This window comes from Celeribacter neptunius, assembly GCF_900113955.1.
Taxonomy (GTDB): domain Bacteria; phylum Pseudomonadota; class Alphaproteobacteria; order Rhodobacterales; family Rhodobacteraceae; genus Celeribacter; species Celeribacter neptunius.
Genome location: NZ_FORH01000001.1, coordinates 940,148 through 959,411, shown reverse-complemented (window position 1 = coordinate 959,411; position 19,264 = coordinate 940,148). Strand labels below are relative to the sequence as shown.

Annotated in this window: 16 protein-coding genes and 1 tRNA gene; 5 read left to right on the top strand and 12 right to left on the bottom strand. The window is 62.4% G+C overall.

What is annotated here, in order from left to right; translation table 11 throughout:
- Window positions 1-297: 297 nt before the first annotated feature.
- Window positions 298-933, bottom strand: coding sequence for an invasion associated locus B family protein (locus BM151_RS04685; RefSeq protein WP_090058209.1), 636 nt, complete (start codon window positions 931-933; stop codon window positions 298-300).
- An 829-nt stretch (window positions 934-1,762) separates the two neighbouring features.
- Between BM151_RS04685 and BM151_RS04680 the strand changes: the two genes are divergently transcribed.
- Entirely contained in the window at window positions 1,763-3,352 is a 1,590-nt protein-coding gene (locus tag BM151_RS04680) for a helicase HerA-like domain-containing protein (RefSeq protein ID WP_090058206.1), read from the top strand.
- A gap of 133 nt (window positions 3,353-3,485) precedes the next feature.
- Here BM151_RS04680 and BM151_RS04675 read toward each other — a convergent pair whose 3' ends face one another.
- From BM151_RS04675 to BM151_RS04660, 4 genes are all read right to left on the bottom strand, one after another.
- Window positions 3,486-4,277, bottom strand: coding sequence for a 23S rRNA (adenine(2030)-N(6))-methyltransferase RlmJ (locus BM151_RS04675; protein WP_090058201.1), 792 nt, complete (start codon window positions 4,275-4,277; stop codon window positions 3,486-3,488).
- An 11-nt stretch (window positions 4,278-4,288) separates the two neighbouring features.
- Window positions 4,289-5,632, bottom strand: coding sequence for an HlyC/CorC family transporter (locus BM151_RS04670; protein ID WP_090059197.1), 1,344 nt, complete (start codon window positions 5,630-5,632; stop codon window positions 4,289-4,291).
- A gap of 191 nt (window positions 5,633-5,823) precedes the next feature.
- On the bottom strand, window positions 5,824-6,117 hold the full coding sequence (locus BM151_RS04665; RefSeq protein WP_090058196.1) for an SCP2 sterol-binding domain-containing protein: 294 nt from the start codon (window positions 6,115-6,117) through the stop codon (window positions 5,824-5,826).
- A gap of 63 nt (window positions 6,118-6,180) precedes the next feature.
- Window positions 6,181-6,693 (bottom strand): DUF2938 family protein, encoded by a 513-nt coding sequence (locus BM151_RS04660; protein WP_090058192.1) that lies wholly within the window; start codon window positions 6,691-6,693, stop codon window positions 6,181-6,183.
- A gap of 68 nt (window positions 6,694-6,761) precedes the next feature.
- Here BM151_RS04660 and BM151_RS04655 point away from each other — a divergent pair, with 68 nt between their 5' ends.
- Window positions 6,762-7,184 (top strand): helix-turn-helix domain-containing protein, encoded by a 423-nt coding sequence (locus BM151_RS04655; protein ID WP_090058188.1) that lies wholly within the window; start codon window positions 6,762-6,764, stop codon window positions 7,182-7,184.
- A 61-nt stretch (window positions 7,185-7,245) separates the two neighbouring features.
- Here BM151_RS04655 and BM151_RS04650 read toward each other — a convergent pair.
- The 5 genes from BM151_RS04650 to BM151_RS04630 form a co-directional block, all read right to left on the bottom strand.
- A tRNA-Gly gene (locus tag BM151_RS04650) sits at window positions 7,246-7,319 on the bottom strand.
- A 92-nt stretch (window positions 7,320-7,411) separates the two neighbouring features.
- Entirely contained in the window at window positions 7,412-9,454 is a 2,043-nt protein-coding gene (locus BM151_RS04645) for an ASKHA domain-containing protein (RefSeq protein WP_090058185.1), read from the bottom strand.
- Window positions 9,451-10,044 (bottom strand): rRNA large subunit pseudouridine synthase E, encoded by a 594-nt coding sequence (locus BM151_RS04640; RefSeq protein ID WP_090058181.1) that lies wholly within the window; start codon window positions 10,042-10,044, stop codon window positions 9,451-9,453. Before BM151_RS04640 ends, BM151_RS04645 begins: the two co-directional genes overlap by 4 nt.
- A 33-nt stretch (window positions 10,045-10,077) precedes the next feature.
- Complete coding sequence (locus tag BM151_RS04635; RefSeq protein ID WP_090058177.1) at window positions 10,078-11,067, bottom strand: methyltetrahydrofolate cobalamin methyltransferase; 990 nt, start codon at window positions 11,065-11,067, stop codon at window positions 10,078-10,080.
- A gap of 12 nt (window positions 11,068-11,079) precedes the next feature.
- A complete protein-coding gene (locus tag BM151_RS04630) occupies window positions 11,080-11,379 on the bottom strand; it encodes a virulence factor (RefSeq protein WP_090058174.1) in 300 nt (99 codons plus the stop codon).
- A gap of 262 nt (window positions 11,380-11,641) precedes the next feature.
- Here BM151_RS04630 and BM151_RS04625 point away from each other — a divergent pair, with 262 nt between their 5' ends.
- Window positions 11,642-12,754 (top strand): Ppx/GppA phosphatase family protein, encoded by a 1,113-nt coding sequence (locus BM151_RS04625; RefSeq protein ID WP_090058169.1) that lies wholly within the window; start codon window positions 11,642-11,644, stop codon window positions 12,752-12,754.
- A 90-nt stretch (window positions 12,755-12,844) separates the two neighbouring features.
- On the opposite strand, the gene BM151_RS04620 is transcribed toward BM151_RS04625, so the two are convergent.
- Complete coding sequence (locus BM151_RS04620) at window positions 12,845-13,414, bottom strand: lipid-binding SYLF domain-containing protein (RefSeq protein WP_090058166.1); 570 nt, start codon at window positions 13,412-13,414, stop codon at window positions 12,845-12,847.
- Window positions 13,415-13,905: 491 nt separating this feature from the next.
- Window positions 13,906-14,907, bottom strand: a complete 1,002-nt coding sequence (gene hemB / locus BM151_RS04615) for a porphobilinogen synthase (protein WP_090059196.1) — start codon at window positions 14,905-14,907, stop codon at window positions 13,906-13,908.
- A gap of 248 nt (window positions 14,908-15,155) precedes the next feature.
- On the opposite strand from hemB, the gene BM151_RS04610 reads away from it, so the two are divergent.
- Together BM151_RS04610 and mfd are read left to right on the top strand one after the other, a co-directional pair.
- Window positions 15,156-15,683 carry a component of SufBCD complex gene (locus BM151_RS04610; protein ID WP_090058161.1) on the top strand — a complete coding sequence of 176 codons (528 nt, stop codon included), beginning with the start codon at window positions 15,156-15,158 and terminating at the stop codon, window positions 15,681-15,683.
- Between the two features lie 3 nt (window positions 15,684-15,686).
- Complete coding sequence (gene mfd / locus BM151_RS04605; RefSeq protein WP_090058158.1) at window positions 15,687-19,151, top strand: transcription-repair coupling factor; 3,465 nt, start codon at window positions 15,687-15,689, stop codon at window positions 19,149-19,151.
- The last annotated feature ends 113 nt before the right edge of the window (window positions 19,152-19,264 follow it).

Genomic DNA, 19,264 nt, shown 5'->3' with positions numbered 1-19,264 from the left:
ATTGGAGACATTGGAACGGAGCGCCTGCGCTGGCCCGTGAGTGAGCGCTCCGACCGATGTGGTCGTCACTTTATGTTCGCCAAATCCGTGAAAGTTCAATCCGTTGTGCGCGGTTGGCAATGCGCTTGCCCGCCGGGACGGGCCTGCGCAGGCGCGGCGGCTTCGCCTTGTTTCGCGCCAGATGTATTTCGTTCGAACGCCTGCTAAGTCCCGCAAGCCGCCCTTCATCAACGCAACGAAAAACGCCGCGCGGGGCTCCCGACGCGGCGTTTTCGATTTTACGCGATGGCGGGTGGCTTATTCGGCCGGGGCCGCATCGCCTTGGGCCGCGACGTTCAGCTCCGTCACGCGGCTATAGGCCGCGGTGAAACCGGTCAGCGACAGCTTAAGCTGTACCGGTTGATCCGGACGGCCCATCGGCACGATGCCCACCATGCCTTCATTGCCTTTTTTCAGCAGATCGACATCGGCGGCGGTCAGACCGGCGCGCACGAAACAGCCGACCTTGTTGCAGAACTGGAACGGGTATTTGCGGCCGTTCTGACCATCGACGAACAGCGCCAGCTGCCCGGTCAGAAGCGTCTCAAGCGGCGTGGTGAAGGTCGCGGCGGCCTCGACATCGCCCTTGCCCATATGGAACAGCGCCACCTCGGCGACGTCATTGTCCTGTTCATCTTTCAGCAGCTGATACATGGAACAGGGGTCGGCCTGGCCTTCGGGGGCCTTGATACATCGGATTTCCCAATCGCCCTGGGTTTCCAGCGTATAGGCGCGACCGACATTGTCCGCGGCGGTGCCGGTTGCGTTGCCCTCGGCATCGACCGGCGTCCCGGCGGAGAGCCCGCTCTCCTGGGCGGACAGCGGCATCGCGGCGCCGAAAGAGAGAACGGTGGCGCTGGCAAGGGCAATCAATTTGCGGGAGATGGGGATCATCTTCTATCCATATGTTCGTTAGAATTGGCCTTTGCTGTAGCACGCCATCGGCAAGCTGTCAGGGGGCGGCAAAGAAAAAAATCGTGAACGGGCCAAACTGCGCTGACCCTCGGGGTGTTTCGGGCGCGCGCGCTTTGCCGGGGTCGGTTCGATGCGCGCAGGCGGATGTCTGACACGCGCGGCCGGGAAGGGCGTATGGGCCGGGTGTATAGGGCGGGTATATGGGCAGAGCGTTGACGCAGAGTTCGGCAAAAACGCTCATCGCCGAAACGGCGGATGAACCCCGACCGTAACCCCGGACCGTCAAAATGACAGAAGCCCCGGGCGAACCCGAGGCTTCTGTGGATCTTCAGGTCAGATGACCTAGCTAATCCTGAACTTTCTCCCTGTCGGACTTGGCCGACTTAATTGCGACAACGCTATGACAGGTTCCTGCAATCGTCAATGTCAAAATTGCAAAGAAAAAACGGTAAAATTACCCCAAATCACCGAAATTGAAGGAAAATCTCTCAAAGGCGGCCTGCGCCGCTTCAGATCAGCCCGCGCCGCCGGCAGAGCCGCCTTGTCGGGGAGCCACTTGCCCTCGGGGTCTGCGCGCGCAGATGCACAAAAAAAGGCCGCGCCGGGAGGACCCGGGCGGCCAGTCTGACAGGGAGGAAGTCAATCCGAACCGAAGAGGACATGGTTCGGACAATTCGAGTGTGGCAGGAACTGGTTAAATTTGTATTGTATGAGCGTACGCTGTTGAAAAAACAGGCGTTTACGACGAATCACAAAGGTGTGACGGCGCAACACGCGGCGTCGGACGAGATGAGAGAAGGGCGATCGCATGGCAGAGACAGGACTGGACCGGATTTTCGTCGGCGGAGGTGGCGAAGCCTATGGCGAGGCGCAGGAGTTGTTGTTGAAATACGGCAACCGCCACGGGCTGATCGCCGGGGCCACCGGCACCGGCAAGACCGTGACCTTGCAGATCCTCGCCGAGAGCTTCGCGGCCCAGGGCGTGCCGGTGTTTCTCTCCGACGTCAAAGGCGACCTTTCCGGTCTGGCAAAATCTGGCTCTGCGGATTTCAAGCTCCACGAGGCTTTCATGTCGCGGGCCGAGACCATCGGTTTTGCTGAGGCATATAAATACGAGGCCTTCCCGGTCACCTTCTGGGATCTGTTCGGCGAACAGGGCCACCCGATCCGCACCACCGTGGCCGAAATGGGCCCGCTGTTGATCTCGCGGCTTCTGGGCCTGACCGAAGCGCAGGAAGGGGTGATCAACGTCGCCTTCCGGGTCGCCGATGAGCAGGGTCTGCCGCTTCTCGATCTCAAGGACCTGCAAGCGCTGCTGGTCTGGTGCGGTGAGAATGCCGATGAGTTGACCCTGCGCTATGGCAATATTTCCAAATCCTCTCTCGGCGCGATCCAGCGCGGGCTTCTGGTGCTGGAAAACCAGGGGGGCGACAAGCTCTTTGGCGAGCCGGCGCTGGAGCTGTCCGACATTATTCGCACGGATGTGGATGGCCGTGGCCGGATCAACATCCTCGCCGCCGATACGCTGATGTCGGCGCCGGGGCTGTACGCCACCTTCCTGTTGTGGCTGCTCTCTGAACTGTTCGAGGAACTGCCGGAGATCGGCAACCCGGACAAGCCGAAACTCGTGTTCTTCTTCGACGAGGCGCATCTCCTGTTCGACGACGCGCCGAAAGCGCTGGTCGACAAGGTGGAGCAGGTGGCGCGGCTCATTCGTTCCAAGGGCGTGGGCGTCTATTTCGTCACCCAGAACCCGGATGACATCCCCGAGGATATCCTGGGCCAATTGGGCAACCGGGTGCAACACGCGCTCCGGGCCTTTACCGCCCGCGATCAGAAGGCGCTGCGGCTGGCCGCCGAGACCTATCGCAGCAATCCGCGGTTTGACATCGAAGAGGCGATCAAACAGGTCGGCACCGGCGAGGCGGTGACCTCGTTCCTGATCAAGAAGGGCGAGCCGGGCGTGGCCGAACGCACTTTGATCCGCCCGCCCTCGTCGAAACTCGGACCGATCACCGCGGCGGAGCGCGCCGAGGTGATGGCCACCTCGCCGATTGCCGGAAAATACGAGGCGGTGCTGGACCGCGAAAGCGCCTTTGAAATGCTGAAAGCCCGGGCCGAAGCCGCCGCCAAGGCCGCCGAAGCGGCGGAGAAGGCCGAAGAGGAGGCCGCGAAAGAGGTCTCTGGACGCGAGGCGCTGGAGCGCGAATTCAGCAAGGCACGGCGTTACGACGGTCAGAATTACAGCCGCACATCCAGCTCACGCAGCTCGAGCCGCAAGTCGTCCGAGAAGAGCATCGGTGAGCAGCTCGGCAAGATGGTGATGAAGGAACTCACCGGCACCACCGGCAAACGCATCGTCCGCGGCATCCTCGGCGGCCTGTTCAAGGCGCGGTGAGGGGGAGGTCACGGCAAGGGGCAGCTTCGAGCCCATGGGGGGACATTCGGAGCGCACGCCCGGGCAGCTACGCTGCTATTCCGGGCCGGTGTCCAATGCCCCAATGGCCTTCCGTCCGCTTCGATGCCCCGGCTCACAAGCGCTTGAACAGCCCGGTCAGCCGGTTCGCTTCATCCGAAAGCCCGTAGGGGGCGTTGATCACGAACATGCCGGAACCATGCATGCCATGGCCCTTCTGTGCCGGTTTGAACCGCACTTCGTGATGCAGGCAACCGGGAAAATTGGCGTAGAGCATGCCTTCGACCAAGGGCAGATGCGTGCCGTTTTTCAACACCGGATACCAGAGCGCGATGACGCCGACATTCCATTTGCGATGCAGCTTGTAGATCTGGCTCGGCAGGGTCTCGAAATCGGTTTTGATCTCATAGGACGGGTCGATCAGCATCAACCCGCGTTTCGGCTCCGGCGGGCAGATCGACTGGGCGAATTCTATCCCGTCCTGCTGCTTGATGTTCAGGCCGACATAGCGCGGCGAGGCGGCCATGTTGGCCTTGAGCTCGGCAAATTCGGTCGGGTGCAGCTCCGCCAGGTGCATGTGATCTGTGTCTCTGAGCAGCGCCTGTGCAATCGCCGGAGAACCGGGGTAGATATTTCGACCATGTGCCTCGGCAATCGCCTTGCGCGCTCGGGTATAGGGGTGCGTCGGTTTGAACCAGGCATCAACCGCCTTGATCCCCTGCGCCGATTCGCCGGTCTTTTGCGCCTGTGACCCCTCGAGATCATAGAGCGCACGGCCTGCGTGGGTCTCGATATAGGAGATCGGTTTGTCCTTGCGCGTCATGTAATCGAGCATCACGGCCAGAAGCGCGTGCTTTTGTACATCTGCGAGGTTTCCGGCGTGAAAGCCGTGTTGGTAAGACAGCATTGGGTTCGCCTTCAGCTTTCGGTCAGCGGCCGGATTTTCAATTTGGTGATGCGGTTGTCCTTGCGCGAGACCACTTCGAAACGATAGCCGTGGAAGGAAAACACCTGGCCCGGATTGGGGATGGTCTGGGCCTCGTGGATCACCAGACCGGCCATGGTATTGGCCTCTTCATCGGGCAGGGAGCAGTCGGTCCAGCGGTTGAAATCGCGGATCGTCATGCCGCCGTCGACCTCCCATTCGCCGGTCTCGCCCGACTGCTTCGGCGCGGCCTCGGAGCGATCGAACTCATCGGTGATCTCGCCGACGATCTCCTCGAGAATATCCTCGAGCGTGATCAACCCCTGAAGCGCGCCATATTCATCGACCACCAGGGCGAAATGGGTATGGCGTTTCAGGAATTGCCGCATCTGATCGTCGAGCGTGGTGGTCTCGGGCACGAAATAGGGTTTCATCGCCACGGCCATGACGTCGAAATCGTGGAAATCCACGAGCATATGCGGGGCCTCATGCTCATGCGCCGTGCGTTCGGCATGCATGCCGCGCAGGAGATCCTTGGAATGCAACACGCCGACGATGTTTTCCGGGTCGTCGCGATAGAGCGGCAGCCGGGTATAGGGGCTTTTCAGCGAGCGTTCGAGAATCTCGGAAGCCGGGAGGTCGACATCGACCATTTCGATCTGCGAGCGGTGCAACATGATTTCCTCGACGGTGCGGTCGCCCAGATCGAGCGCCCCAAGCAAACGGTCGCGGTCTTCCTTCTCCACCACGCCCTCGACATGGCCCAGCGCAATGGCACCGGCAATTTCGTCGCGCACCGCCAGAACATCGGCCTCGGGATCGGTCTCGACCCCAAAGAGCCGCAGAATACCACGCACCAGAAGGCGCACGAAACCGACCACCGGGGCGAACACCGTGACCACGAGCGAGATCGGCCCGGCGACACGCGCGGCGGCGGTCTCGGGATTGGTGATCGCGTAGGTCTTGGGCAGAACCTCGGCGAAAATCAGCACCAGCACGGTCATCGCCAATGTCGCCAGAGCCACGCCGTTCTGACCAAAGAGCTTGGTGAACAATGCGGTGGCCAGCGAGGTGGCGAGAATATTGACGAGGTTGTTGCCCAGAAGCACAGACCCAATGAGCCGCTCGCTGTCCTCGGTGACATTGAGCGCGCGTTCGGCGCCTTTTTCCCCCTTGTCGGCCTGGGAGCGCAGCTTGCCGCGCGAGGCGGCGGTGAGGGCGGTTTCCGAGCCGGAGAAAAACGCCGACAGGATCAGCAATGCGGCAATCGCAGCGGCGGTGATCCAGAATGCGGCATCCAGAAGAGCGGGGTCGAGCAGGGGAGAGGTCTCAGTCATGCGATAGGTTATGGGGACGCCGGGGCGCCAGCGCAAGAGGCGGCAGACCTGCGGGGGACAGATCATTCAGCTCGGGGCGCCGATGAGGCGTCGGGAGCCCTCCTGCAGGCCGCTTTGTCACCTTTGGCGACAGCCCCCGCGACCTTTCGTTCCGTCCCGCAATGCGCCCTTTTGGGGGCGCGGCCCGTCGCTCAGCCGAACAAGCCGCCGAATTTCATCGCCGTCTTGGCGTCGCCGGCGATCTTGAGCTTGCCGAACATTGCCGCCTTGATCGGGTTCAGCTCGCCTTTGAGGATCTTTTCGAAGGTCGGCTGATCGGCGATGATGGCACAATCGGCGCGGTCGTCGGAAATCTCGGCCGTATCCCCTTTGATCACCAGATTGCCGACCTCCTTGATCCGCAAGGAGACGGATTTCTCGAAGTGTTCGCCCTTGAGCCGGTCGGCCAGTGCCGCCTGCGCGATGCTCAGAAAATCTGTGGTCATGATGTCCCTCCCTTTGGCCCCGGCCTAGTGGCTCGGACGGGACAAGCCCAGCGAAACCCTGCGTCACATGTCCGGGCGCAGCAGTCGCCAGATCAGCGCGGTCAGGAACAGGCCAAGACCGAAGGAGAGATGCGCGACCAGGCTGCGCCAACGGGCCAGAGCGGGTTTCGGGGTGTGCGCCGCGGCGATGCCAAAGCCGAACCCCGGCTGCAGGATCAGATAGGGCGCCAGGACCGAGGCGACGCCGGTGAGTAGCGCGGGCCAGAGCAGATCAATGACCGACAGGTCCCGCCAGCCGGTCCCGAGGAGTTCGAGCAGAACGGCGGCAAAGCCGATGCCGATCAGATAGTGCAGGGCCCAGCCCAGCGGGATCTCGCCTCGTGCCGGAGGGGTGGCAAGAATGGTGCGATGGACAAACTGTCCCTGTCGCATCGCCAGCGCCCAGCGACCGACCAGCGCATAGTCGAGCGCCGGAATCCCCCAGACATGGCGGCGCACCAGCGCCACCAGATCCATGACCAAAGTCGCGCCCGCACCGATCAGTACGGCATCGGTCACATATGTCAGATCAATCATTTGCATTGCTTTCTTCTGTTGTTTCGGGCGACCATCCTGCCAATTCAAGCCGACTTGAGGTCAAGCCCATGTTTCTCGATATTTCAGAGGTCGCAAAACAGAGCGGCCTGCCGGCCTCGACGCTGCGCTATTACGAAGAAAAGGGACTGATCCACTCGATCGGCCGACGCGGGTTGCGGCGCCTGTTCGAGAGACAGGTGCTCGACACGCTCGACGCCATCAGTCTCGCGCGATGGGCCGGGTTCAGCCTTGATGAGATTCGCGACTGGATCTCGCCGGAGGGAGAGATCCGGATCGACCGGCAAAGGTTGGAGGCGCGCGCCGATGAAATCGAAAACCTGGCGACGCGGTTGATGTCTCTGGCCCAGATGGTGCGGCATACGGCGCATTGCCCGCAGGCGGACCATTTCTCCTGTCCAGAGTTTCAACGTATGCTCAAGGTGGCGCGACGGCGCAAACCGGCGCGCGCCATGCCCGAGGCGCCGCGCTGACGGTGCAGACAGGCGATCGCGCCCAGAGGCTTCATCCGGAGGTCGAAACTGTTGGATTGATTGGAGCGGGTAACGGGAATCGAACCCGTAACTAAAGCTTGGGAAGCTGCCGTGATACCTTTTCACCATACCCGCTCAGGGTGAGGCATTAGGTAGTCAAAGCTGCGCGGGAGGTCAAGCACCATGATGCGGAAATCCGGGATACGGAGATCTGGTGCAAAAGCGCCTCAGCGCCGCCGCCGCCGCCCGCCGCCACCGGTCTCTCCGGCGTTGAAATTCACCTCCGGCAGAGGCACGAGCTCCCTGAGCCCGGTGAACGGGTCGGTGGCATGGGGCAGGGCATTGGCATTGACGAAATGCTCCTGAAACCGCGGCTCGATGGCGGTTTCGACCTTGGTGATCTCATGCACGAGCGCCTCGATCTCGCGCCGTGAGGCCCGGTTCAGAAGCGCGATCTGCGCTCCCGTGCCGGCGGCATTTCCGGCGCTTGTCACATGCTCCAGCGGGCAATCCGGGATCATGCCCAGAACCATGGCGTGTTTCGGCGAGATATGCGCCCCGAAGGCCCCGGCGAGCACCACGCGATCCACCGTATCGACGCCGAATTCGTCCATCAATAGCCGGGCGCCGGCATAAAGCGCCGATTTGGCGAGCTGGATGGCGCGGATATCGCCCTGGGTGACGGTGATGACCGGCCCGCCCTGCGCCGAACCATCATAGATCACATATTCATAGGTCCGTCCGGTGGCGCGACAGCGTGTCGTGCCGGTGGCCTCGGGCCCGCCGATGAGACCGTTTGCGTCGAGCACGCCGGCCATGCGCATTTCCGCCACCGCCTCGATGATTCCGGAGCCGCAAATGCCGGTGACCCCGGTGCGGCCGATCTTTCTGTCGAACCCCGGCTCATCCGACCATTGTTTGACGCCAATGATCCGGAACCGCGGCTCCTTGGTCACCGGGTCGATCTCGATCCGCTCGATCGCACCATTGGCCGCGCGCTGCCCGGAGCTGATCTGCGCTCCCTCAAAGGCCGGACCGGTGGGCGAAGAGCAGGCCAGAACCCGGGCCTTGTTGCCCAGAAGGATCTCGGCATTGGTGCCGACATCGACGATCAGAGTGAGCGGGTCTTGCTTCTGCGGCGCCTCCGAGAGCGCGACGGCAGCGGCATCCGCGCCCACATGCCCGGCGATCAGCGGCAGGATATAGGCCTGCGCCTCGGCGGCGAGGCTCAGGCCGATGTCGGAGGCGGGCAGATCTAGGGCCGCATTGGTGGCGAGTGCGAAGGGCGCCTGGCCCAAAGGCACCGGATCGAGACCCAGAAGCAGGTGATGCATCACCGGGTTCATCACCACCACGATTTCAAAGATATCCTCGGGCGCGATCCCGGCTTCGTCGGCCAGCTCCGCGGCCAATTGATTGAGCGCCTCGCGCACCGCCTTGGTCATCTCGGCGGCGCCATCCGGGTTCATCATCGCATAGGAGACGCGCGACATCAGATCTTCGCCAAAGCGGATCTGCGGGTTCATCACCCCGCCTGAGGCCTTGACCTCGCCGGTGGTGAGATCGGTGAGATGGGCAGCGACGGTGGTGGAGCCCAGATCGACCGCCAGCCCGTAAAGTGCAGGTTCGTGGAAGCCCGGCCAGACACCCACCACTTTCGAAGCCCCGTCATGCGCCGAGTTCAGCGCAAGCGTGATGGCATTCTTGCCATTGATCAGCGCGGTTTGCAGCTTGGTCAGCATGGCCAGAGAAATCGCGATATTCTCGACCTGCCAGCTCGTCTTCAGCTCCTCCTGCACCCGTTCCCAGTCGCCTGTGGGCGTGTGCATATCGGCGGGAACCACCTCGACATAAAGCGCGCGGGTCGCCGGATCCATCTCGATCACACGGGTGGTGGCGGCCTTGCGCACCACTTGCTTGTGGACCTGGCTTTCGGCCGGGACATCGATGACCACATCGGCCAGAACCCGCGCCTGACAGCTCATGCGATGGCCGGGCTTGATGCCGCGTTTCTCGTCAAAGGCGCGTTCCACCGCATTCACCGGGCTGAGTGCTTCTGCGTCGGCGTGGATGCCATGTTTCGAATGATCGCCAAAGCTGGGCCGCACCATGCATTTCGAGCAGATCCCGTGGCCACCGCAGACCGAGTCCACGTCCACACCGAGATCACGCGCGGCCTGCAACACGGTCGTGCCCGCAGAAACATGTCCACGTTTGCCGGAGGGGGTGAAAATGACGAGAGGATCTTTTGCCGAGGTTTCGCTGCTCATCTCTGTTTTCTCGCTCTCTGCGGATCGCGGGCTTTGTTCGGATCGTCCTCGCGCCAGGCACCATTCTCGAGCCCATCAAGGCTCCAGGGCCCGATCGAGAGGCGAATGAGCCGCAGGGTCGGAAATCCCACGGCGGCCGTCATCCGGCGCACCTGACGGTTGCGGCCTTCGGAAATCACCAGTTCCAGCCAGCTCTCCGGCACCGATTTGCGGTAGCGCACCGGCGGATTGCGCGGCCAGAGCCAGTCGGGTTCGTCAACTCGGCGGGCGCGGGCAGGGCGGGTCATGCCGTCCTTCAGCTCGACACCTTGCCGAAGCTTGACCAAAGCCTCTTCCGTCAGATCGCCCTCAACCTGCGCCAGATAGGTCTTTTCCATCTTGTGACGGGGATTGGCGATCCGGGCTTGCAGCTTGCCATCATCGGTCAGCAGCAAAAGCCCCTCGCTGTCGCGATCCAGACGGCCCGCCGGGTAGACCTTTGGCACGTCAATGAAATCCGACAAGGTGCGCCGGGGCGAGCCTTCGGTGCCCTTATCGGTGAATTGTGAGAGCACGTCGAACGGCTTGTTGAATGCGATCAGCTTCGCCATGACGTGCTCCCTATACTCAGGTGTGGTTCCGGCTCAACCGCGACGACGACGCCCGCCGCCACGCCGACCGCCCCCGGCGCCCGCCGATTGCGAAGCTTTCGCGGCCTCGGCAAAGGTCGAACCCTCGGCCACGGCATCGGCGATGCGCGAGAAACCGATCCATTTGGTGCCGTCCGGGTCATGGTTCATCAGCAGGTTGGCGGCGCGGATCGCCTCCATCTCTTGCACCCGTACCGGGTTCATGATCGCCGAAGTCATGCCGGCGCCGATGGCCATCGGCAGGAAGGCGGCGTTGATGCCGTGACGATGCGGCAGACCGAAGGAGACGTTCGAGGCGCCGCAGGTGGTGTTGACGCCAAGCTCATCGCGCAGGCGCCGCACGAGGGTGAAGACCTGCTGCCCGGCGGTGGCCATGGCGCCGATCGGCATGACCAGCGGGTCGACCACGATGTCATGCGCCGGAATACCAAAGTCAGCCGCGCGCTGGACGATCTTTTTCGCCACTTCGAAGCGCACATCCGGGTCTTCGGAAATGCCGCTGTCATCGTTGGAGATCGCCACCACCGGCACGTTGTATTTTTTGACCAGCGGCAACACGCGCTCGAGCCGCTCTTCTTCCCCGGTGACCGAGTTCAGGAGCGGACGGCCCTCGGCCATCTCAAGCCCTTTTTCCAGCGCATCGGGCACCGAGCTGTCGATGCAAAGCGGCACGTCGACAATCGCCTGCACCCGGGCCACAAGTTCGGCCATCAGAGGCGGTTCGACGAAATTGTTGTCGGCGTAGCGCGGGTCCTCGGCCATCTTGTTGGAAAACACCGCGCCGGAGTTGATGTCGAGCACATTGGCGCCGCAGGCAACCTGTTCGAGCGCGTCACGCTCGACGGTGGAAAAATCGCCCAGCTCCAGTTCGGCGGCGAGCTTCTTGCGGCCCGTCGGGTTGATCCGCTCGCCAATGACGCAGAACGGCTCGTCAAAGCCGATCACCACGGTCTTGCTTTTGCTCTCGATAACGGTACGGGTCATGGATCTCGTCCTTTATTCGGCCTCACGGCCCTCATTGTTCACCAGCGCGATCAGGCGCTCTTTGTCATAGGCGGCGTCGAGCGCGGCGGCGCGGGCATCGGCGGCCTCTTGCCCGGCAAGCCCGGTCTCTTCCACCACGTCGCGCCATTCGGCCATGTAAGCATCGCCATCGGTGGCGCCGATCTTCATCGCCACCCGGTCGATCGCCTGTTCGAACCGTTCGGGCAGAACCGCGCGCGCCGCGCGACGGCCACGGCCAACCCGGACCTGGGCCGGGATATCGCGCCAATAGATGATGGTCAGTTCGGACATGTCACGCTCATAGCAGGAAATTCATCCCGGAACGCATAAAAGAAAGGGCCGGCGCAGGGAAGGGTGCGCAGTTGGAAAAATTCTCAACAAGATCATGAGCGCCTGGCCCTGCGCAGGGGCTCGGGACTGCGGATCGAGCGCGCGGGCGCGGGGGATTGGCCGCGTTCAGCGAAAGGTGATCGTGAGCGCAATCAGACCCTCTTGCCGGACGCGCGGGTTTCCGCTTATGTTGGGGATAACTTGAAAATGGAGGGCGTGACTGATGGCGCCCAAGCGTCCCAAAGGTGCGGGCGCGTTCCCGAAAGCGGTCGAGCCCCCCGCGCCTAAACTTGCCGACCCGGCGGAGCTTTACGCTGCGCTGGATCTCGGTACCAATTCGTGTCGCATGTTGATTGCCCAGCCGAAGGGCAGCCAGTTCCATGTGATCGACAGTTTTTCCAAATCCGTGCAGCTCGGCAACGGGCTCGAGGCCTCTGGCCGGCTGTGCCGCAGCTCGATCTCGCGGACGATTCAGGCGCTGCGCGTCTGTCGGAGGAAACTCGAGAAACACGAGGTCAAACATATGCGGCTGGTGGCGACCGAAGCCTGTCGCCGGGCCCGCAATTCCCGTGATTTCCTGCGCCGGGTGCAAAGCGAGACGGGGCTGAAGCTCGAGATCATCAAGCCCGAAGAAGAGGCGCGGCTCGCCGTGATCTCCTGCGCCCCTCTGGTGTCCACCAAGACCGAACAGCTTCTTGTGGTGGATATCGGTGGCGGCTCGACCGAGTTGGTCTGGATCGATCTCTCGAACGTGCCGCGCGCCGAGCGACCGCGCGCGATCATGCGGCTGCACACCGGGTTCAAGAATGCCGACAGCCCGTTTCCCCACGCCAAGGTGGTCGACTGGATCTCCGTGCCGCTGGGGGTCGCGACGCTGATGGAGCAATTCTCGGATGTCGAGGATGACGCGGCGCGCTTCGCGCTGATGTCCTGGTTCTTCGAGGAGAAGCTCGCCGATTTCACCCCCTATGCCAATGAGCCCAATCGCGAGGGGTTCCAGATCATCGGCACCTCCGGCACGGTGACCACGGTGGCGGCCTCGCATCTGGGCTTGCGGCGCTATGACCGGAACAAGGTCGATGGTCTGCGGATGACTTCCGAGCAGATCGACCGGGTGATCCGCGATTATCTCACGCTGGGCCCCGAAGGGCGCAAGCGCGACCCGCGCATCGGGCGCGACCGGCAAGAGCTGATCATGTCGGGCGCCGCGATTCTGCAGGCGCTTCTCAGGGTCTGGCCGACCGATCGTCTGTCGGTGGCGGATCGGGGGCTGCGCGAAGGGCTGCTCTACGCCCAGATGTCGGCGGACGGGGTGCTCGAAGAGGCGGTGCCCTAGGGGCTGAGTGCGCCCCTTCATGTCCGAAATTCTCAAGTAAAAAGCGGGGCTTGCCCCGCTTTTCTTATTCTTTACCTGATGGCGCAATCATCAGGGGATGATGCGGCTGTATTTGGTGCCTTCGACGGTGGCGCCCGCGATCAGACCGGCCTGACCGAACACCACGGCGATCACCGGCGACAGCGAGGTCAGGGTCTCGGCGGTGAGGTTTTCCCCGCGGTTGGAAATCGCATATTCGAGATCTGCGCCCGCGGACCAGCCCGGCGAATTGCGGAAACCCGCGAGTGCCTCATTGGTCATGAAGAACAGCACATGGGCATATTGTTGGGCGCCGATCTGAAGGCCGAAGGTGGCCTGGGTCGAGGAATAGTAATCGACGGTGACGCCGCCGACGCGCAGGGCGCCACGGCCATAGGAACCGCCGACGCCGAAGCCCGCCTTGGTGATCAGCGGCATCACCAGCATGCCGACGGATTTGTCGCGCAGCGTCGTGGTGCCGGGATATTCGCTATAGAGATGATTGAGCGTCGCATCGACCCGCGCGTCGATCGTCGCCGCGCCATTGGAGCGCATGGAATTGTCACAGGCGGCCAGAAGCCCGGCGCTCCCGAGACCGATCATGAAGGTCCGGCGATTGGAAACCGTCCTGGGTTTCGTCATGGGTTTTGTCATTGGGATAAAGCCCTTTTACTGCTGTGGCGCGCTCCGGCGCCTTCGTTGCCTCATTTGTCGGGCTCTCTGTCACGGCCCGTATCTGGCACGGACTATAACCGCATATCGCAAGCCCTGTCACCGTGAAAGCGACAGCGCGGCGGAACTGGCGGGTTTCGGCAGAGCGCCGCGTTGGAACATCGGGCCGAGAGCGATTTGAGGCTGATGAAAATCAGCGCAAAGTCGCGAGAGAGCCCTTTGGGGATGTTCGTTTTTTGGGCGCGGGACAAGGCGAAGCCGCCGCGCCTGCGCCTGCCCGTCCCGGCGGGCTGGCGCACTCAAGCCGCGCAATGACCTCACAAATAAGAAGTATTCTGAGGCATAAAGTGCTGCGTACAGCAGTTTAAGCGCCATCCCACGGGCAGACTTGTCGCGGCTTGAGCCCCCCGAAAATTAGGAACGTCTACTCCGTCCCTCAGAGCAGACATCCCGGTTTTCGGTCAGCCGTTCTTCAACAGCTTTGCCGCCGCCGGGGCGAAATAGGTGAGGATGCCGTTGCAGCCGGCGCGTTTGAAACACATCAGGCTCTCCATCATCACTTTTTCATGATCGAGCCAGCCGTTTTGCACCGCCGCCATGATCATCGCGTATTCGCCGGAGACCTGATAGGCGAAGGTCGGCACGCCGAACCGGTCCTGCACCCGGCGGCAGATGTCGAGATAGGGCATGCCCGGCTTGACCATCACCATATCCGCGCCTTCCATCAGGTCGCGTTCGATGAGGCGCAGCGCCTCGTTGGAATTGGCCGGGTCCATCTGATAGGTCTTCTTGTCGCCTTTCAAAGCCCCCGACGCGCCGACCGCATCGCGGAACGGTCCGTAAAAGCCGGAGGCATATTTCGCGGCATAGGACATGATCGTGACATTGGAATGCCCGTCGGTCTCCAAGGCCCGGCGAATGGCGCCGATCCGACCGTCCATCATATCTGACGGCCCGATGATATCTGCGCCGGCCTCGGCCTGGGCCACGGACATCTTGACCAGCGCCTCGACGGTCATGTCGTTGACGATCTCGCCATCGACCACGAACCCGTCGTGACCGTTGATATTGTAAGGATCGAGCGCCACATCGGTCATAATGGCGAGCTCCGGCACCTCGGCCTTGATCGCGCGAATGGCGCGGTTGACGAGGTTGTTCGGGTTCCAGGCCCCGGCGCAATCCTCGGTCTTCAGTTCCGGCTCGATATAGGGGAACAGGCAGATCGCCGGGATACCCAGCTCATGGGCCTCGACGGCGGCGCGGACCAGCCGGTCGATGGTCAGCCGCTCGACCCCGGGCATCGAGGCGATCGGGGTGGCGTCATTGGTGCCTTCGCGCACGAAAACTGGCCAGATCAGATCTTCGATCGAGAGCGCGTTTTCACGCACCAGCCCCCGCAGGGCTTCCATCTTGCGCGGACGGCGCAGGCGGGTGAGCGGGAAGGAAGCGGTGGTTCGGGTCATGACATCAGCCTCGGTTTGCCTTCTTTTCTCTGAGGTGGCATGGATTGTCGTGATCATCAAGGGTGGGAATCGGCACCCGGGGCCTCTAATCTGCGCACAGCCGCAGTCACCTGTGGGCGAATATGCCCCTCGGCAGCGGCTCCCGGATTCTGATATCAGCCACAGGACCAACAGGATCGATCTGTCGGATTGAAAGACGGCCCCGCCCACCTCGGGCAACCAGGGGCGAAGAAGAAAAGAGCAGTGCTTTGGATATTTACCAAACCCTATTCGAAGTGATCGATACCCGGTCCTTTTCGAACATGTGGTACTGGATCGCGCTGGCCGTGGTCTGGTCCACCGCCTCGCATTTCGTGTTGGGCGTGCCCTTCGATCTGGCGCTCAGGGCCAAACGTCAGGGCGGCGAACGCATGACGGATCTCGAGGATCTGGTGCGGATCAACATCGGGCGGCTGTTGAATATCGCCGAGGTCTCGGGCTTGATGCTGACCGCGCTGGCCGGGGCGGTGATCACCATTCTGGGCATGACCGGGTTCGTTTACGGGGTGGAATTGGCCCAGGCGCTGTTCCTGATCGGCTTCCCGATGCTCTTGGTGGGCGCGCTCAACATCCGCACCGCACGCAAGATCGCCACCGAGGCGCCAAAGGGCGAGTTTCTGGTCTCCGAGCTGCGCCGTCACCGGTTTTACGTCCAGTTCATCGGCCTTATCTCGATTTTTGTCACCGCCATGTGGGGCATGTATCAGAATATCGTCACAGGACCTCTGGGGGGCTGACCTATGGCACAGGCGGGGCATCTGACACTCGGCGGCGCGCCCGAGGGGTTTGACGCGCATTTGCTGGCCCGTGAGGTCCGCCGCGCCGACGGGCCGGTGGTCCATGTGGCGCGCGACGACAAACGTCTGGCGGCGTTGCGCGACGGGTTGCGGTTTTTCGCCCCCGATCTGCCGGTGATCGAGTTCCCGGCCTGGGATTGTCTGCCCTTTGACCGGATGTCGCCAAATGCCGATCTTTCGGCCGCGCGCATGGCGACGCTCGCTGCGCTGGCGCATGGTACGGTTCCGAAAAATTTCGTCTTGCTCACCACATTATCCGCCGCGACCCAGCGTATTCCGGCCAAGGATGTGCTCGCCGAGGCGGCTTTTACACTGAGCAAGGGCCAGCGTGTCAACGAGGCGGAACTGCGGGCGTTTTTTGTCCGCATGGGCTTTACCCAGGCGCCGACCGTGGTCGAGCATGGCGATTATGCCATTCGCGGCGGCATCATCGATGTTTTTCCGCCGGGGCAGGCGTTGCCGGTGCGGCTGGATTTCTTCGGCGATGAACTGGATGGCATCCGCCGGTTCGATCCGGCGAGCCAGAAGACGGTCGACACGCTCAAGGAGGTGAGTTTCACCCCGGTCTCCGAGGTCATTCTCGACGAGGCGTCGATTGCCCGGTTCCGACAGAATTACCGGATCGAGTTCGGCGCGGCGGGCACCGACGATCCGCTCTACGAGGCGGTCTCTGCCGGGCGCAAACATGCCGGCGCCGAACATTGGCTGCCGTATTTCCATGCCCGGCTCGACACGCTTTTCGATTATCTTCCCGGAGCGGTGATTTCTCTGGATGATCAATCGACTGCGGCGCGGCTCTCACGTTGGGACGGGATCGTCGACCAATATGAGACCCGGCGCGAAGCGCTGAAAGCCAAGGGGCGGCTGGACTCGGTCTACAAACCCTGTCCGCCGGAGCTGCTCTATCTCGACGATGCCGCCTGGGAGGCAGCCATTGCCGACCGTCGTGTCATTCATTTCCACCCGCTGCCACAGGCCTCCGGCCCCGGCGTTCTCGACGCGGGCGGCCGTGTCGGACGCAATTTCTCGCCAGAGCGCCAGATGGAAGGCGTCAATCTTTTCGAAGAGTTGGCCGGACATCTTGGCAAGCGACGTGAGCTTGGTCAGGTGGTTCTGGCGTCCTGGTCCGAGGGCGCGCGGGACCGGTTGAAATCGCTGCTCGAGGACGAAGGCGTCACCGGGCTGACCGAGATCTCTGATTGGCGCGACGTGCCCGAGGGCGCGGGGGGCGCCTATCTCGCGGTCTGGGCGCTGGATCAGGGATTTGAAGCGCCGATGGGCGACGGCCAGTCGGTTACGGTGATCTCCGAACAGGATGTGCTGGGCGACCGGCTCATCCGCCGCCCGGGGCGGCGCAAGAAGGCGGAAAATTTCCTCACAGAGCACAGTTCGCTCAGCCCCGGCGATCTCATCGTCCATGTCGAACATGGGGTGGGGATTTTCCGCGGGCTCGAGGTGGTCACAGCACTCGGTGCGGCGCATGAATGCCTGCTGCTGGAATATGCCGGGGGCGACCGGCTCTACCTGCCGGTGGAGAATATCGAGCTTCTGAGCCGCTATGGCCATGACGAAGGGCTCCTGGACAAATTGGGCGGCGGCGCCTGGCAGGCCAAGAAAGCCCGGATGAAGGAACGCATCCGCGAGGTGGCGGAAAAGCTCATCCGCATCGCCGCGGAGCGCCATATCCGCAAGGCGCCGATCATGGAGCCGCCGGACGATATGTGGGAGGCCTTCTGCGCCCGCTTTCCCTATTCCGAGACCGAGGATCAATTGAAGGCGATCGAGGATTGTCTCGACGATCTCGATCGCGGCATGCCGATGGACCGGCTGGTCTGTGGCGACGTGGGCTTTGGCAAGACCGAGGTGGCGATGCGCGCGGCCTTTGTCGCGGCGCTTTCCGGCGCGCAGGTGGCGGTGATTGCGCCGACGACGCTGCTGGCACGCCAGCACTTCCGCAGCTTCGCCGAGCGCTTCCGTGGATTTCCGATCAATATCAGACCGATGTCGCGCTTTGTTTCAGCAAAGGATATGGCGAAGACCCGCGAGGAACTGGCCGAAGGTACGGTGGATATCGTCGTCGGCACCCACGCGCTTCTCGCCAAGGCGGTGAAGTTCAACAATCTCGGCCTGCTCATTGTCGATGAGGAACAGCGTTTCGGCGTGACCCATAAAGAGCGCCTCAAGACGCTCAAATCCAACATTCATGTGCTCACGCTGAGCGCCACGCCGATCCCGCGCACGCTGCAGATGTCTCTGACCGGGGTGCGGGATCTGTCCATCATCGGCACGCCACCGGTCGATCGGCTGTCGATCCGCACCTATGTCTCGGAATTCGATAGCGTGACCATCCGCGAGGCACTTTTGCGCGAACATTATCGCGGCGGGCAGAGCTTCTTCGTCGTGCCGCGTGTCAGCGACATTCCGGAGATCGAGGAATTCCTGAAGGATCAGGTGCCGGAGCTCAGCCATGTGGTGGCGCATGGCCAGATGGCGGCGGGCGAGCTCGATGATCGGATGAACGCCTTTTACGACGGCAAATACGATGTGCTTCTGGCCACCACGATTGTCGAGAGCGGCATCGACATTCCGACCGCCAACACTATGGTGGTGCATCGCGCCGATATGTTCGGCCTGGCGCAACTCTATCAGATCCGCGGCCGGGTCGGGCGCGCCAAGACTCGCGCCTATGCCTATCTGACCACGAAACCCCGCGCGCCGCTGACACCGCAGGCGGAAAAGCGGCTGCGCGTGCTGGGCTCTCTCGATACCCTGGGGGCGGGGTTTACCCTTGCGTCTCAAGATCTTGACATCCGGGGTGCGGGTAATCTCGTGGGCGAGGAGCAATCCGGCCATGTCAAAGAGGTCGGTTTTGAACTTTATCAGAGCATGCTCGAGGAGGCGATTGCCCGGATCAAATCCGGCGAAGAATCCGTCACGCTCGAGGATGACGGGCAGTGGGCGCCACAGATCAATCTCGGCGTGCCGGTTCTGATCCCCGAGACCTATGTGCCTGATCTCGATGTGCGGCTCGGCCTGTATCGCCGGCTCTCGGGGCTTCACACCAAGGTGGAGCTCGAAGGCTTTGCCGCCGAGCTGATCGACCGGTTCGGAAAATTGCCGAAAGAGGTCAATACCTTGCTGCTCGTTGTTCGGATCAAGGAGAAATGTCGCGAAGCGGGCATTGCCCGGCTCGACGGTGGCCCGAAAGGCGTCACGATCCAGTTCCACAACGACAAATTCCCCAATCCGGCCGGGCTGGTGGAGTTTATCCATGGCCAGAAAGGTCTGGCCAAGGTGAAGGACAACAAGATCATCATCCGCCGGGACTGGAAAAAAAGCTCGGATCGGATCAAGGGCGCCTATTCGGTCGCGCAAGATCTCGCAAAGCACGCGAAGAGTGGCGCGTAAGCCTCTCCTAATTCAAAGATTTGTGGGGTCGGGTAGGGGCGGCTTCGCCTTGTTTCACGCCACGAGGGCACTTTGTTCGGGCGCCCCCTTCACCCCGCAAGCCGGACCTTCGG

Bases quoted from the DNA above. Each gene is read 5' to 3' on its own strand.
- BM151_RS04685 (WP_090058209.1), bottom strand. From the start codon at position 933: ATGATCCCCATCTCCCGCAAATTGATTGCCCTTGCCAGCGCCACCGTT.
- BM151_RS04680 (WP_090058206.1), top strand. From the start codon at position 1,763: ATGGCAGAGACAGGACTGGACCGGATTTTCGTCGGCGGAGGTGGCGAA.
- BM151_RS04675 (WP_090058201.1), bottom strand. From the start codon at position 4,277: ATGCTGTCTTACCAACACGGCTTTCACGCCGGAAACCTCGCAGATGTA.
- BM151_RS04670 (WP_090059197.1), bottom strand. From the start codon at position 5,632: ATGACTGAGACCTCTCCCCTGCTCGACCCCGCTCTTCTGGATGCCGCA.
- BM151_RS04665 (WP_090058196.1), bottom strand. From the start codon at position 6,117: ATGACCACAGATTTTCTGAGCATCGCGCAGGCGGCACTGGCCGACCGG.
- BM151_RS04660 (WP_090058192.1), bottom strand. From the start codon at position 6,693: ATGATTGATCTGACATATGTGACCGATGCCGTACTGATCGGTGCGGGC.
- BM151_RS04655 (WP_090058188.1), top strand. From the start codon at position 6,762: ATGTTTCTCGATATTTCAGAGGTCGCAAAACAGAGCGGCCTGCCGGCC.
- BM151_RS04645 (WP_090058185.1), bottom strand. From the start codon at position 9,454: ATGAGCAGCGAAACCTCGGCAAAAGATCCTCTCGTCATTTTCACCCCC.
- BM151_RS04640 (WP_090058181.1), bottom strand. From the start codon at position 10,044: ATGGCGAAGCTGATCGCATTCAACAAGCCGTTCGACGTGCTCTCACAA.
- BM151_RS04635 (WP_090058177.1), bottom strand. From the start codon at position 11,067: ATGACCCGTACCGTTATCGAGAGCAAAAGCAAGACCGTGGTGATCGGC.
- BM151_RS04630 (WP_090058174.1), bottom strand. From the start codon at position 11,379: ATGTCCGAACTGACCATCATCTATTGGCGCGATATCCCGGCCCAGGTC.
- BM151_RS04625 (WP_090058169.1), top strand. From the start codon at position 11,642: ATGGCGCCCAAGCGTCCCAAAGGTGCGGGCGCGTTCCCGAAAGCGGTC.
- BM151_RS04620 (WP_090058166.1), bottom strand. From the start codon at position 13,414: ATGACGAAACCCAGGACGGTTTCCAATCGCCGGACCTTCATGATCGGT.
- hemB (WP_090059196.1), bottom strand. From the start codon at position 14,907: ATGACCCGAACCACCGCTTCCTTCCCGCTCACCCGCCTGCGCCGTCCG.
- mfd (WP_090058158.1), top strand. From the start codon at position 15,687: ATGGCACAGGCGGGGCATCTGACACTCGGCGGCGCGCCCGAGGGGTTT.